This is a genomic window from Streptococcus oralis, assembly GCF_001579175.1.
Classification (GTDB): Bacteria; Bacillota; Bacilli; order Lactobacillales; family Streptococcaceae; genus Streptococcus; species Streptococcus oralis_O.
Genome location: NZ_KQ970760.1, coordinates 417,284 through 432,098 on the forward strand (window position 1 = coordinate 417,284; position 14,815 = coordinate 432,098).

16 protein-coding genes are annotated in these 14,815 nt (G+C 41.2%); 12 read left to right on the forward strand and 4 right to left on the reverse strand.

The features are described from left to right. Positions 1-447 (forward strand): methionine adenosyltransferase domain-containing protein (locus SORDD24_RS06380; protein WP_196757278.1); only part of this gene is annotated, 447 nt, incomplete at its 5' end. A gap of 67 nt (positions 448-514) precedes the next feature. Here the strand turns inward: SORDD24_RS06380 and SORDD24_RS06385 are convergent. The 4 genes from SORDD24_RS06385 to SORDD24_RS06400 all read right to left on the reverse strand — a co-directional run bounded on the left by SORDD24_RS06385 (position 515) and on the right by SORDD24_RS06400 (position 4,183). Next, entirely contained in the window at positions 515-814 is a 300-nt protein-coding gene (locus SORDD24_RS06385; protein ID WP_000767191.1) for a DUF1827 family protein, read from the reverse strand. Positions 815-872: 58 nt separating this feature from the next. Next, entirely contained in the window at positions 873-1,325 is a 453-nt protein-coding gene (locus SORDD24_RS06390) for an NUDIX hydrolase (protein WP_061408772.1), read from the reverse strand. Between the two features lie 131 nt (positions 1,326-1,456). Further along, positions 1,457-3,718, reverse strand: a complete 2,262-nt coding sequence (locus SORDD24_RS06395) for an ATP-dependent Clp protease ATP-binding subunit (RefSeq protein WP_061408775.1) — start codon at positions 3,716-3,718, stop codon at positions 1,457-1,459. A 234-nt stretch (positions 3,719-3,952) separates the two neighbouring features. Continuing rightward, entirely contained in the window at positions 3,953-4,183 is a 231-nt protein-coding gene (locus SORDD24_RS06400; protein ID WP_000443579.1) for a DUF1797 family protein, read from the reverse strand. A 190-nt stretch (positions 4,184-4,373) separates the two neighbouring features. Between SORDD24_RS06400 and SORDD24_RS06405 the strand changes: the two genes are divergently transcribed. From SORDD24_RS06405 to SORDD24_RS06455, 11 genes are all read left to right on the forward strand, one after another. Continuing rightward, positions 4,374-5,057 carry an amino acid ABC transporter permease gene (locus SORDD24_RS06405; RefSeq protein ID WP_061408778.1) on the forward strand — a complete coding sequence of 228 codons (684 nt, stop codon included), beginning with the start codon at positions 4,374-4,376 and terminating at the stop codon, positions 5,055-5,057. After that, on the forward strand, positions 5,057-5,791 hold the full coding sequence (locus SORDD24_RS06410) for an amino acid ABC transporter ATP-binding protein (RefSeq protein WP_061408781.1): 735 nt from the start codon (positions 5,057-5,059) through the stop codon (positions 5,789-5,791). Before SORDD24_RS06405 ends, SORDD24_RS06410 begins: the two co-directional genes overlap by 1 nt. Before the next feature lie 33 nt (positions 5,792-5,824). Next, a complete protein-coding gene (locus SORDD24_RS06415) occupies positions 5,825-6,145 on the forward strand; it encodes a TfoX/Sxy family protein (protein WP_061408784.1) in 321 nt (106 codons plus the stop codon). Between the two features lie 149 nt (positions 6,146-6,294). Next, a complete protein-coding gene (locus SORDD24_RS06420) occupies positions 6,295-7,152 on the forward strand; it encodes a bifunctional methylenetetrahydrofolate dehydrogenase/methenyltetrahydrofolate cyclohydrolase (protein ID WP_061408787.1) in 858 nt (285 codons plus the stop codon). A 4-nt stretch (positions 7,153-7,156) separates the two neighbouring features. After that, the gene (locus SORDD24_RS06425) at positions 7,157-7,930 is read left to right on the forward strand and encodes an HAD hydrolase family protein (protein ID WP_061408790.1); all 774 of its coding nucleotides are present in this window, start codon (positions 7,157-7,159) and stop codon (positions 7,928-7,930) included. A gap of 52 nt (positions 7,931-7,982) precedes the next feature. Beyond that, the gene (locus SORDD24_RS06430; protein WP_061408793.1) at positions 7,983-8,804 is read left to right on the forward strand and encodes a hypothetical protein; all 822 of its coding nucleotides are present in this window, start codon (positions 7,983-7,985) and stop codon (positions 8,802-8,804) included. A gap of 15 nt (positions 8,805-8,819) precedes the next feature. Beyond that, a complete protein-coding gene (locus tag SORDD24_RS06435; RefSeq protein WP_061408796.1) occupies positions 8,820-9,671 on the forward strand; it encodes an NAD(P)H-hydrate dehydratase in 852 nt (283 codons plus the stop codon). A 199-nt stretch (positions 9,672-9,870) separates the two neighbouring features. Next, on the forward strand, positions 9,871-12,360 hold the full coding sequence (locus tag SORDD24_RS06440; RefSeq protein WP_061409530.1) for a bifunctional DnaQ family exonuclease/ATP-dependent helicase: 2,490 nt from the start codon (positions 9,871-9,873) through the stop codon (positions 12,358-12,360). Between the two features lie 5 nt (positions 12,361-12,365). Then, positions 12,366-13,589: an FtsW/RodA/SpoVE family cell cycle protein gene (locus tag SORDD24_RS06445; RefSeq protein WP_061408799.1), complete on the forward strand. Its 1,224-nt coding sequence runs from the start codon at positions 12,366-12,368 to the stop codon at positions 13,587-13,589. 12 nt (positions 13,590-13,601) lie between these two features. Continuing rightward, positions 13,602-14,156 (forward strand): DJ-1 family glyoxalase III, encoded by a 555-nt coding sequence (locus SORDD24_RS06450; protein ID WP_061408802.1) that lies wholly within the window; start codon positions 13,602-13,604, stop codon positions 14,154-14,156. An 84-nt stretch (positions 14,157-14,240) separates the two neighbouring features. Further along, positions 14,241-14,804, forward strand: a complete 564-nt coding sequence (locus SORDD24_RS06455; RefSeq protein ID WP_061409532.1) for an HAD-IA family hydrolase — start codon at positions 14,241-14,243, stop codon at positions 14,802-14,804. The last annotated feature ends 11 nt before the right edge of the window (positions 14,805-14,815 follow it).

Consider the following 14,815-nt stretch of genomic DNA (forward strand, 5'->3'; position numbering starts at 1 on the left):
CAAGGGGACTCCGGTTTGACTGGTCGTAAGATCATCGTGGATACTTATGGTGGCTACTCTCGTCACGGTGGTGGTGCCTTCTCTGGTAAAGATGCGACTAAGGTGGACCGTTCAGCCTCTTATGCAGCTCGCTATATTGCTAAAAATATCGTGGCAGCAGGTCTTGCCAAGAAAGCAGAAGTTCAATTGGCCTATGCTATTGGTGTTGCTCAGCCTGTTTCTGTCCGTATCGATACCTTTGGTACAGGAACAGTAGCTGAAAGCAAGCTTGAAAAAGCGGCTCGTCAAATCTTTGACCTTCGCCCTGCAGGAATTATCCAAATGCTGGATCTTAAACGTCCAATTTACCGTCAAACAGCGGCTTATGGACACATGGGACGTACAGATATTGACCTTCCATGGGAACGTTTGGATAAGGTAGACGCTTTGAAAGAAGCTGTGAAATAAAAATAAAAGATTGGTAGAAACTACCAATCTTTTTTTGCAAAAGAAAACCAGCTTATGGCTGGCTTTCTTATTTTGTAGGAATAGAAATTTCAATCAATTTATCTGAATAAAGCGTCTTGATATTAGCTTCATCGATATTATCTTTATCGATTTTGCGTTTCATGAAGAAATCTTGGATGGTTTCGATTTCTGGTTCACGAATAGCGCGGTGTTTGTTGGAAATGAGGATTTCATAGTGAAGCGGAGCTTGAGTGAAAATCACATCTGTGTTTCCAGCTGAATAGACTTCAACAAGCGTTGCGTCAGTGCTTTCTAATTGGCTTTTAACAAGTTGCGAGTGTGAATTAGTCGTGTTGATAAGCTTCATAATAGTTCCTCCGATTTTCTAACTCTATTATAGCACTTTTTGGATAAAATCGTGTATTTTAGTCAATTCCATGCTGGATTTTCCAAGCTTCAATTCCCCATTTGTGGCTACCACGTTTGAGTTTTTCTATTGCCTCGTCAATAGAAAACCAAGCAATATGATTAAAGTCTTCTAAAGGTTTTTGTACTTCTTGGAAAGAAGTGGCTTCGTAGAGATAAGCTGGATTGTAGTAGTAGGTGTCACGGTGGCGAGAGTAGAAATATTCATCAGCTTGTCCGTAATAGGTCCCGATTTCAGCAGTAAAACCGAGTTCTTCGATGAGTTCTCTCTTCAGTGCTTCTTGATGGTCTTCTCCCTCTTCAATCTCTCCACCTGGCAAGAACCAAGCCCCATTGGGAGCTTGAACTAAAACGATTTGTTTTTTATCAGGATCAGGAATAACTGCGTAAACACCATAGCGGTGCTGGTAGGTTACATTCTCTTTTTTTTCACCAAAAGTGGGGTTTGCCATTGCATTTTCCTCATTCTCTAGTATCTTTATTATTATCATAATGGACGAGGGGCTAGCTGTCAAGAATTTACAGTTATTTTAGTAAAAAAAGGTGCAGAAATTGCTAGACTTTCTGCACCTGTTAGATCGTTTTATTCTTCTTTTTCAGAAGCAATCTCTTCAGTTTTTTCAGTTTTTTTGGCAGATTTGATTTGAATCTTACCATTGCTTGTCATAACTGCCTTGAGGTCTTTCTCGCTTGGATTTTCAAGGTAGTAGTCTGTGATAGCATCCTCGATATGGTCTTGAATGGTACGGCGGAGTGGGCGTGCCCCCATTTTTGGATCATAACCGAGGTCAACCAACTTTTCCTTGACTTTGTCCGTTACATCTAAATGAATGTTGTTGCTGGAGAGGCGTTTGTTAACATCTGCTAGCATGAGTTCAACGATTTGGAGAAGGTTGTCCTTGCTGAGAGCTTTGAACTCGATGATGCCGTCAAAACGGTTCATAAACTCTGGACTAAAGAAGTTGCCGAGTTCACCGAGGACAGAGTTGGTTCGCCCTTCACGAGCGGCTCCAAAACCAACGCTGGCTTCGGCTTTACCAGTCCCAGCATTTGAAGTCATGATAATGATGGCATCCTTAAAGCTAACTGTCCGTCCTTGCCCATCTGTCAGACGACCATCGTCTAAGACTTGAAGGAACATGTGCATGACATCAGGGTGAGCTTTTTCCACTTCATCGAGAAGGATGAGAGAGTAGGGATTACGGCGAACTTTTTCCGTTAACTGACCAGCTTCATCATAGCCTACATAGCCTGGAGGGGCTCCGACCAATTTAGCTACACTATGTTTTTCCATGTATTCACTCATATCAAAGCGAATCATGCTATCAGCAGAACCAAAAAGTTCAATGGCTAGTTGTTTGGAAAGTTCTGTCTTACCGACACCAGTTGGTCCGACAAAGAGGAAACTTCCGATTGGGCGGTTGGGAGTACCAAGTCCAACACGATTACGACGGATGGCTTTGGCAATCTTATCGACAGCCTCGTCTTGTCCGATAACATGGGCTTTTAGGTCTTCTGCTAGATGGATGAGTTGAGACTGTTCTTTTTCTTTTAGCTCCCCAACAGGGATATTGGTTTTCTGCTCGATGATGTGTTCAATCGTTTTCTCGCTAATGATAGGAGTATCCTGGTCAGTCACCTTGTTTTTCTGCATTTCCTTGTACTTGGCAATTTGATCTCGGAAGTAGGCAGCTTTTTCAAAGTCTTCCTCTCGTGTAGCTTGTGCCTTGAGATTCTCAGCTTCAATTAAACGCTGGTCAATCACTTTAGGATCCATAAAGTTCAGTGTCAGATTCATCTTAGAACCAGCTTCGTCCAAAAGGTCAATAGCCTTGTCAGGTAAGAAGCGGTCTTGAATGTAACGATTGGACAGATTTGCAGCTGCTTCGATAGCAATATCAGTATACTTGACGTGATGGTAGTCTTCGTATTTCTTTTGAACCCCTTTGAGGATGATAATAGTTTCTTCGACAGTTGGTTCATCTACCTTGACAGGCTGCATACGGCGCTCGAGAGCGGCATCTTTTTCAATGATACGGTATTCATTGAGAGTAGTAGCACCGACCAATTGCAGTTCACCACGGGCAAGGGCAGGTTTGAGGATATTACCTGCATCCATATTGCCATCGCCAGCTGACCCTGCACCAACAATTTCATGGATTTCGTCGATAAAGAGAATGATATCCTCACGTTTGCGTATCTCTTCCATGAGCTTTTGCATACGCTCTTCAAATTGGCCTCGGATACCTGTTCCTTGAACTAGGCTGACCACATCCAAACGGATGACTTGCTTGCCTTGGAGTTTATGGGGAACATCACCATCAACGATTTTTTGAGCCAGACCTTCAACAACGGCTGTTTTACCAACACCTGGTTCACCGATAAGGACAGGATTGTTTTTGGTTCGACGGTTGAGGATTTCGATAACACGGATTATTTCTTCGTCTCGACCGATAACAGGGTCAATATCTCCTCGACGGGCAATCTCAGTAACATTGATTCCATACTCTTCTAGAAGACCTTTCTCTTGACTTGGAGGCGGTGTTTGAATGGGTCCGCGATTCTGAGGTCCGTAGCCACCATTACCTCCATATCCTCCACCTGATTGAGTTGGAGGGACATTATTAGAAGAAGGTCTGAAATTGTTCAAATCATTGAAAAAGTCTCCAAAAGGATCAAAGTCACGATTGTTTAGGTCAGTCATTCCTTTAAAGAGGGTATTGTTTGGGTCCGTTTTGATAATTTTATAGCAATTTTGACAGAGATCAATTTGTTTTTGCTGTCCATTGAGATTGGTATAAAGATGAATTGTTGAGTCGTTAATTTTACAGTTTTGACAGAGCATACATCTACCTCATTTCATTCTTACCCTTGGCCTGATAAAAGGTCAAAAATAGTCAAAGTTTTATATTCTCATTATAGCATGATTAAGGTGTAAAGCAAGTAAAAAGATTGGGCTAGGGAGATTTGGAGAGAAAGTTCCTAAGAAAATCTCTGTTACTGATGGTAAGAAAAAATCCTATTTGCAGGGACAAAAAGGATTCTCGTTCATCAGTCAGGTTTCCCCACTGTTATTCTATTAGTAAAGGAGTTCGTAAATCTCCATTGCAATCAAGTCAATGCTATCAAAGGTATAGGTTTCACGTGCTTCAACATCGCGAAGGGTGAAGAGTGATCCATTTTCTTCGTCATAGCTGTAAGCAACCTCTGCAACAACAACTCCTTCACGTTCAAAATTACGTTTAAGATTTCCGCCATCTTTTGTCATAGCTTCTAGGCGGTTGATGATTCTAACCAAATGTGATTCCATTATGATTCTCCTCCATTTCTTATCGTTACTATTTTACCATAAACCACGGGGACTTGACTAGAAAAAACTAAGATTTCTCGCTATTTCTCTTTTGCATAAAATTATTGGTGAAAATCAGTGGAAAAATATTGAATTTTAATTCAGAACATGTTATAATCATACAATCTGATATTTAGAAAGCTGAGTTTATATGAATTTTTCATTTTTACCAAAGTATTTACCTTATTTTAATTATGGTGCTCTTATCACGGTAGTGATTTCAATTCTGGTAGTCTTTTTCGGTACCATTCTAGGTGTCTTATTGGCCTTTGCTCAACGTTCACGGTTTAAACCTCTTGTATGGTTTGCAAATGTTTATGTATGGATTTTCCGAGGAACACCGATGATGGTGCAAATTATGATTGCTTTTGCCCTCATGCATATCGATGCGCCCACTATTCAAGTAGGGATTTTAGGTGTGGACCTTTCTCGTTTAATTCCAGGTATTTTGATTATCTCGATGAACAGTGGTGCTTATGTGTCTGAAACCGTTCGTGCAGGGATCAATGCAGTTCCTAAAGGGCAGTTAGAGGCCGCATATTCTCTCGGTATTCGTCCGAAAAATGCCATGCGTTATGTTATTTTACCACAGGCAATTAAAAATATTTTGCCAGCATTGGGAAATGAATTTATCACCATTATCAAGGATAGTTCCCTCTTGTCTGCGATTGGGGTGATGGAGTTGTGGAATGGTGCAACGACAGTAGCAACAACAACTTATTTACCCTTGACTCCCCTTTTATTTGCAGCCTTTTACTATTTGATTATGACCTCTGTTTTGACAGTGGCGTTGAAAGCATTTGAAAATTACATTGGACAAGGAGACAAGAAATAATGACAGAAACCTTGATTAAAATTGAAGAACTACATAAATCTTTTGGGAAAAATGAAGTTTTAAAAGGCATCAATCTTGAGATTAAACGTGGAGAAGTAGTGGTCATTATCGGTCCATCAGGTAGTGGGAAGTCAACTCTCCTTCGTTCGATGAATCTTCTAGAAGAAGCAAGTAAAGGCAAGGTTATCTTTGAAGGAGTCGATATTACGGATAAGAAAAATGACCTTTTTGCCATGCGTGAAAAGATGGGCATGGTATTCCAACAATTCAACCTCTTTCCCAATATGACAGTGATGGAAAATATCACTTTGTCACCAATTAAAACCAAAGGAGAAAGCAAGGAAGTTGCAGAGAAAAGAGCACAGGAACTGTTAGAAAAAGTTGGCTTACCAGATAAGGCAACGGCCTATCCTCAGAGTTTGTCAGGTGGACAGCAACAACGGATTGCTATTGCACGTGGACTTGCTATGGAACCAGATGTTTTGCTCTTTGATGAGCCGACTTCAGCCTTAGACCCTGAGATGGTTGGAGAAGTTCTAGCTGTTATGCAAGACCTCGCTAAATCAGGGATGACTATGGTGATTGTGACGCATGAAATGGGCTTTGCCCGCGAGGTGGCAGACCGTGTTATCTTTATGGCGGATGGGGTTGTTGTCGAAGATGGAAGGCCAGAGGAGATTTTTGACCAAACCCAAGAACAACGGACCAAGGATTTTTTGAGTAAGGTTTTGTAAGACCTCATTTTTAGAAGAAATGGAGTAGGCATCATGGCTTCCAGTAAAGAATATTTAGATTTTATTCTCGAACAGCTATCAGAGCTAGAGGAGATAAGTTATCGTCAAATGATGGGTGAGTATATCCTTTATTATCGTGGGAAAATCATTGGTGGAATATATGATAATCGTTTGTTGCTGAAGCCTGTGAAGGTGGTCATGGATCAATTGGAACAAACTAGGTTTGAACGACCTTATGAAGGAGCCAAAGAGATGATTTTACTAGAAGACCTTGAAGATAAGTCATTTCTAGCGGGACTGATCAGGGATATGTATGAAGTCTTACCGGCTCCAAAAGTTAAAAAGAAAGCATGACAGATTTACCTAATATCAATAGGCACTAAAAGCTCGACAAGAGCTTTTTATTATAGTTTCAAACTATAAGGTCTATTAGTCAAGAAGTGTTAGAATGGCAAGGTGTTTTTTGATATAATAGAGGATATTTGACAGAAAAGAGAAGTGATATGACACAGATTATTGATGGGAAGGCTCTTGCAGCTAAGTTACAAGGACAGTTGGCTGAAAAGACTTCCAAATTAAAAGAAGAAACAGGTTTAGTTCCAGGTTTGGTGGTGATTTTGGTTGGGGACAATCCAGCCAGCCAAGTTTACGTTCGTAACAAAGAACGATCAGCTCTTGCTGCTGGCTTCCGAAGTGAAGTAGTGCGAGTTCCTGAAACTATTACACAAGCGGAATTATTAGACTTGATTGCCAACTACAATCAGGATCCAGCTTGGCATGGGATTTTAGTTCAGTTGCCTTTACCAAAACACATCGATGAAGAGGCAGTTTTATTGGCTATTGACCCTGAAAAGGATGTGGATGGTTTTCATCCGCTTAATATGGGGCGTCTCTGGTCTGGTCACCCAGTTATGATTCCTTCAACTCCTGCTGGAATTATGGAGATGTTTCATGAGTATGGGATTGAGTTAGAATGTAAAAATGCTGTCGTAATTGGTCGTTCAAATATCGTTGGGAAACCAATGGCCCAGTTGCTCCTGGCTAAAAATGCAACTGTAACCTTGACCCACTCTCGCACACAAGATTTAGCAGCAGTTGCTTCGAAAGCAGATATTCTTGTCGTAGCTATCGGTCGTGCTAAGTTTGTGACTGCTGACTTTGTCAAACCAGGTGCAGTTGTCATTGATGTAGGGATGAACCGAGATGAAAATGGCAAGCTTTGTGGAGATGTTGACTACGATGCTGTTGCACCAATTGCTAGTCATATCACTCCTGTACCTGGTGGAGTTGGACCTATGACCATTACCATGCTGATGGAGCAAACTTATCAGGCAGCTCTTCGTACACTGAACAAGGACTAGGAAAATGAAATTCGTATTTGACCTGGATGGAACGCTATCTTTTGACTACATGACCATAGATGAGGAGATTAAGCAGGTTCTTTTAAAGGCTAGCGATTATGGGCATGAGGTTGTATTTGCCTCAGCTCGCTCATATCGGGATTGTTTGGGCTTATTAGGTACCGATCTCAGTCAGCGTTTGGTTATAGGTTTGAATGGAGGCGTAGCCTATTATCTGGGGAAAGTCATCTATGAGAAAAATCTCGATGCTAGAGTTTATCAGGCTCTAGTGGATTATTGCCAGACCTATAATCTCCCTTTCTTTGCAGATGATTGCTTTGACTATAGTGGTCAGATTGTGGAAAAAATTCCATTTATCTCCAGCGTGGATCCCCTAAAGGTGGCTCGTCACCAGAAACTCGAGGACTTGGGTACTCCGATTAAGGTAGTCGTTTATATGGGAGACCATGAGGATTTGCTTGATGACCTGCTTGGTCAGTTAGAAAGACTGGGGCAGGCTCATCTGTCCTATCATGCGCATGAAAAGTGCCTTTATGTCAACCCCTTGGACACTCATAAGGCGACAACTGTTGAAAAGTTATGTGGAGAGAACTTCATTGCTTTTGGAAATGACCAAAACGATATTGAACTGTTTAAAACGTCTCTTTATTCAGTTCAGATAGGAGATTTTGCTGGCCTTAGTCCATATACAGATGAAACGGTTGAGCTAAAAGGAGAACCTTCTCCAGCAGTGGCAGCTAAAATCTTACAGACCTTTGCGGAATTTAAGGGAAAATAGATAAAAGGAGGTTTGAACCTCCTTTTATAGTATAATGGAGTGAGGTGATTAGATGATTTTAAAAATTTATAATGGAGAATATAGTTTACAATGGGATGGAATATACTACTTAGCACTAATTGATTATCCAAATATTCAAGAGTGGGAATTAGAAAAAATTGCTAAATTTATAGCTTACGAAAAACTTCATAAACGTCAAACAAGTATCGAGTGTGCTGATTCTTGTTTAAAAAAAGAGATTTTAGATTACATCTCTCAGCATCCCTTTCTTCCACCATTTACCCCTACAGATAAAAGAGTAGCTTCGACTTATGACCTACATAAGAGGCTAGTGACTTCAGACTACTGTAGCCATACTACGACTATAGATGCAGCGATTTCTATTTTTAAAACAGGTCAGCTCTTATCTGCTGTGAAAGCCTTTAGGCGAGATGCTGAGGAGTTGGTTTTGGATAGTCGAAATGCTGCATCTGATCCGAAAGATTATTTTGACTATGTCATGTTAGGATGGTCAAATACAAGTTCTGGTTATCGATTGGCGATGGAGCGTTTATTAGGTCGAGCTCCTTCAGAGAAAGAATTACAAGATAAGTTTATTCCTGGAGTAAGTTTTCATTTTATCTATACAGATTTGATTAAAGTTCCTGGTTATATTTTTGATGGTTACCATGCTGTAAAAATTAAGGACATGCTTAATTTATTAAGTGAGTTGTATATTTGCATTATTCCAACTCATAATAAGTGCCAATTTGAAAATATTATTCCAAATAAAATACAAGATAGGGTGCATTATCTTGACTATGATGGAGAAGACTTAGAAGAGTGGACTAAGAAAGTCTATCAAGTTGTTTTAAAACAATCAGATAAAGGATAGTTGAGGGAAAAATCGATGAAAGTGATTGATCAAACTTTATTAGAAAAAGTCATTATTGAACGTTGTCGTCACAGCCATAAGGGAGATTACGGGCGTCTGCTCTTGCTGGGAGGGACCTATCCTTATGGGGGAGCTATCATCATGTCAGCCATTGCAGCTGTTAAAAGTGGGGCTGGTTTGGTGACTGTTGGCACGGATAAGGAGAATATTCCGGCTTTGCACAGCCATTTACCTGAGGCCATGGCATTTTCTCTAAAGGATAAAGCATTACTAAAGGAACAGTTGGAAAAGGCAGAAGTTGTCTTGCTTGGTCCGGGTTTGCGAGAGGATGCGTTCGGAGAAGAACTTGTAAAACGGGTTTTTGATAAGCTCAGAAATGACCAGATTTTGATTATTGATGGTGGTGCTTTGGGTATCTTAGCAAAAGGTCATTTGCCATTCCCATCTAGTCAGATCATCCTAACTCCCCACCAAAAGGAATGGGAAAGACTGTCTGGTATAGTTCTTGACCATCAAAATTCAGAGACGACAGCTAGGGCTCTTTCATCTTTTCCTCAAGGAACGATTCTAGTCGAGAAGGGTCCAGCGACTCGTATCTGGCAAGCTGGCAAATCTGAATACTATCAACTGGAGGTTGGAGGCCCCTATCAAGCAACTGGTGGGATGGGAGATACTTTGGCTGGGATGATTGCAGGTTTTGCAGGTCAGTTTCCACATGTCAATCTCTATGAACGCGTAGTAGTAGCGACCCATCTGCACTCAGCCATTGCCCAAGAACTAGCTCAAGAACACTATCTTGTCTTGCCAACAGAAATTAGCAAGACACTTCCGAAAGCAATGAAAAAAATATCCCAAAAAGGCAACTAATTCCTTGGTTGTCTTTTTGTATTGATGTAACTATTCTGTTAAGTCTTTCAAATACCTCAGAACTGGCAAGCAACTGCTGAACTTGCGAGAAATTCTCACTTTTAAGGTCTTGATTTTTAATCGAACTCGAAAGTGAAGCAAGATTGTTATCAAAGTTGAGGGGTGTCAAATCATGCTTTTTTTGATATAATTTTTAATGATGAATGCGAGAAATAATCGGTATGTGGTCGTTGATTTAGAGGCGACTAGCACCGGAAGCAAGGCAAAAATTATTCAAGTAGGCATTGTGGTGATTGAGAATGGCGAAATCGTCGATCAGTATGCGACTGATGTCAATCCCCATGAACCCTTGGATTCTCATATCAAAGAATTAACAGGTCTGACCGATCAACGTTTGGCTGCGGCACCAGAGTTTTCTCAGGTGGCTGGAAAAATTTTTGAATTGGTTAAGGACGGTATTTTTGTTGCGCACAATGTACAATTTGATGCCAACCTCCTTGCGGAATTTCTTTTTTTTGAAGGCTATGAATTGCGCACTCCACGGGTGGATACAGTTGAATTAGCCCAAGTTTTATACCCTCAGTTTGAAAAATACAATCTAGGTATCCTTTGTCAAGAGTTGGACATTGAACTGGAACAAGCCCACACTGCCCTGTCTGATGCTCAGGCAACAGCAGAACTCTTGCTTTACATGCGTCAAAAGCTTTTTGAGCTACCTAAAGGACTTTTAGAAAGCTTGTTAAACCTTTCAGATAACCTTCTCTATGAAAGCTATCTGGTGATTGAGGAGGTCTATCAGCAACAATCTCTCCTGTCCTCTCCGGAATTGATAGAACTACATGGGCTTTTCCTGAGAAAGGAAAGTCAAGCCTTAGTACCACGAAAGTTATCCAAAGATTTTGCTAAAAACATTTCTTTATTGGGGTTGGAGGAGCGTCCGCAACAGCTGGATTTTTCGGAGAAGATTGAGCACTTATTGGAAGAATACCAGACTTCTTTTATCCAGGCTCAAACGGGATTGGGTAAGACATACGGCTATCTCCTCCCAGCTTTGAACTTGGAGAGTGAAGCTGGAATCCTAGTGAGCGTCCCGACTAAAATTCTTCAAAATCAGATCATGCAAGAAGAAGGTCAGCGTTTAAAAGAGGTTTTCCATCTGGAAATCCATAGTCTCAAGGGTCCTCAAAATTTTTTAAAACTGGATGCCTTTCACCGAGTTCTCCATCGATCTGAGTCTAATCGCCTTTTCACACGCTTTAAAATGCAACTACTCATCTGGCTAACGGAGACAGAGACTGGTGATTTGGACGAAATCGGGCAACTTTATCGCTATCAGCACTTTCTGCCTGAACTAGTCCACGATGGTAAGCTTTCAAAGAAAAGCCTATTTGCTACAGAAGATTTTTGGAAACGAGGGCAGGAAAAAGCCAAGATAAGTCGCGTTCTCTTGACCAATCATGCCTATCTGGTCACTCGTTTGGAGGACAATCCAGAGTTTGTCGACAACCGTTTGGTGATCTTGGATGAAGCTCAAAAAATGCTGCTAGCTCTTGAAAATCTAGCCCAGCAGGCTTATCGCCTTGAGGATCTTGTTACTCAAATTGAAAAGTCCTTGGAGACAGAAGAAGATTTGATTCAGAAACGTTTGCTTGAGAGTATTGGCTTTGAATGTCGTTACTTGCTGGAGCACTATCAGTCAGGTCTGAAGAATGGAAAGTGGTTGGATTCTATCGAACACTTGCGCCAACATTTTTCAGAGTTAGCTCTCCCAGATTATAGAGAGATGGCAAACTTTTTTACGTCGGACCGTGAATTTTGGCTTGCTCCAGCAGAGAAATCGAGCAAGGATGTCTTGATTTGTTCAAGCAAAAACGGTCGCTTTATACTAGCAGATTTATTGCCAGAAGATTGTAGGCTCCTAGGAGTATCTGCCACTCTTGAAATCAGCAATCGGGTTTCCTTAGCAGATTTACTGGGATTTCCAGATGCTCCACTTGTTAGGCTTGATGTAGCAAAGCAGGAGCAACAAGAAGTCTATCTAATTGATGACTTTCCTCTCGTTACCGAAGTTTCGCCTTTTGACTATGCGAGTGAAGTGGCTTCTGTCATTAGAAGCTTACAAGCCTTTCAAGAACCCTTATTGGTTTTGTTTACCTCAAAAGAGATGTTGCTGGCAGTTTCGGACTTGCTTGACCAACCGCATCTAGCTCAGTATAAAAATGGGGAACCAAGCCAACTGAAAAAACGTTTTGAAAAAGGTGAACGCCAGATCTTGCTTGGAACAGGTAGTTTCTGGGAAGGAGTTGATTTTTCAACCCATCCATTTGTACTTCAAGTGATTCCGAGATTGCCTTTCCAAAATCCACAAGAACCGTTAACCAAAAAATTAAACCAAGAACTACGTCGAGAAGGAAAAAATCCCTTCTATGATTATCAATTGCCGATGGCTATTATTCGGCTAAAACAAGCTTTAGGTCGTACTGTTAGACGGCCTGACCAAGGTTCAGTTGCTGTAATCTTAGACAGTCGTGTTGTCAGCAAGCGCTATGGCAAACAAATCGCCCAAACCTTGTCAAAAGAAAGAACAGTTCGGGTTCTTGCTAGAGAACAGCTAGGGTCTGCAGTAGCAGATTTTCTCCAATCTCGTCGCAATAGAATGAAAGAAAAATCCAAGAAAGAGAAAAGGTAAAAAATATGAAACGTTCCTTCGACTCTCGAGTCGACTATAGCCTCCTTCTACCAGTATTTTGTCTACTGGTGATTGGAGTAGTGGCTATTTATATTGCAGTTAGCCATGACTATCCAAATAATGTACTTCCAATTCTAGGTCAACAAATCGCTTGGATTGCTTTAGGGCTTGTTATTGGCTTTGTCGTCATGTTATTCAATACCGAGTTTTTATGGAAGGTGACTCCCTATCTTTATGGTCTAGGGCTAGCTTTGATGGTCCTCCCTCTTGTTTTCTACAACCCAAATCTTGTAGCGTCAACAGGTGCCAAGAACTGGGTGTCAATTGGAGGGACGACACTTTTTCAACCATCTGAGTTCATGAAGATTTCCTACATCTTGATATTGGCTCGAGTCATTGTACAATTCACTCAAAAGCACAAGGAGTGGCGCCGAACCATCCCTTTGGATTTCCTGCTGATTATTTGGATGATTGGCTTTACTATTCCAGTGCTGGTTCTTTTAGCCCTACAAAGTGACTTAGGGACTGCCTTGGTCTTTGTAGCTATTTTTGCAGGAATGGTGCTCCTTTCAGGCGTTTCGTGGAAGATTATCATTCCAGTTTTTGTTACGGGAGTGACTGCAGTAGGAGGCTTCCTAGCGATTTTTATCAGTAAAGATGGACGTGCTTTCTTGCACCAGATTGGGATGCCGACCTACCAGATTAACCGTATTTTGGCTTGGCTCAATCCCTTTGACTTCGCGCAAACAACAACTTACCAACAGGCGCAAGGGCAAATTGCGATTGGAAGTGGAGGTTTGTTTGGTCAAGGTTTCAATGTGTCCAATCTCCTCATTCCAGTACGTGAGAGTGATATGATTTTCACAGTGATTGCGGAAGATTTTGGCTTCATAGGATCAGTCTTTGTCATTGCTTTGTACCTACTTCTTATCTATCGGATGTTGAAGATTACGCTTAGATCAAATAACCAGTTCTATACCTATATTTCGACTGGCTTTATCATGATGCTGCTCTTCCATATCTTTGAAAATATTGGCGCAGTGACTGGATTGCTTCCTCTGACTGGGATACCTTTACCTTTCATCTCTCAAGGGGGGTCCGCAATTATTAGTAACCTCATCGGAGTCGGTCTCCTCTTATCTATGAGTTACCAGACCAATCTTGCTGAAGAAAAGAGTGGAAAAATTCCATTCAAACGAAAAAAAGTCATCTTAAAACAAATCAAATAAGAGGAGGTCACTATGGCAAAAGTAGCAGTTATCTTAGCAAATGGCTTTGAAGAAATCGAAGCCTTGACAGTAGTCGATGTCTTGCGTCGAGCAAACATTTCCTGTGATATGGTAGGATTTGAGGAGCAGGTGACAGGATCACATGACATTCAGGTGAAAGCCGATCGTGTCTTTGATGGCGATTTATCCGACTATGACCTGCTCGTTCTTCCAGGTGGCATGCCTGGATCAGCAAATCTACGGGATAATCAAGCCCTCATTTCTGAGATTCAAGCCTTTAACCAAGAAGGAAAGAAGATTTCGGCTATCTGCGCAGCCCCAATCGCCCTCCATCAAGCAGGTATTTTAAAAGACAAACACTTTACCTGTTATGACGGTGTTCAGGAGCAAATTACTGACGGGATTTATCAAAAGGAAACAGTGGTTGTGGATGGCAATCTAACAACCAGCCGAGGACCGTCAACAGCCCTTGCCTTTGCCTATGAATTGGTAGCGCAGTTGGGAGGAGATGCTGAAAGTTTACGAGTCGGCATGCTTTATCGAGACGTCTTTGGAAATCAACAATAAAACGAGAGGGAAACTCTCGTTTTTTACTTGGAAAAATCTAGGAAATCATCGCTTTTTTCATAAAAAAATGGTATAATGAAGGGTATGAAATATCACGACTACATATGGGATTTAGGTGGTACCCTATTGGATAATTACGAGACTTCTACAGCAGCTTTTGTAGAAACCTTGGCCCAATATGGAATTGAGCAAGAACACGACCGTGTTTACGAAGCCTTGAAGGTTTCGACAGCTTTTGCCATTGAGAAGTTTGCCCCAGATATCGAGGATTTTTTAGAGAACTACAAAGAAAATGAAGCACGTGAGCTAGAGCATCCAGTTTTGTTTGAGGGAATTCCAGAGTTACTCAAAGACATCTCTGATAAGGGTGGACGCCATTTCTTAGTTTCTCATCGAAATGACCAAGTTCTGGAACTTCTTTCTAAGACCCGGATAGCCAACTACTTCACTGAAGTAGTGACTGCCAGTTCTGGATTTAAACGAAAACCAGATCCTGAGTCCATGATTTATTTACGTGATAAGTATCATATCTCATCAGGTTTGGTCATTGGTGACAGAAAGATTGACGTAGAAGCAGGTAAAGCTGCAGACCTAGATACCTATCTTTTTGACAATGTTGCAACACTAAGACCAGCAATTGACATGTAAGAAAAAGGAAA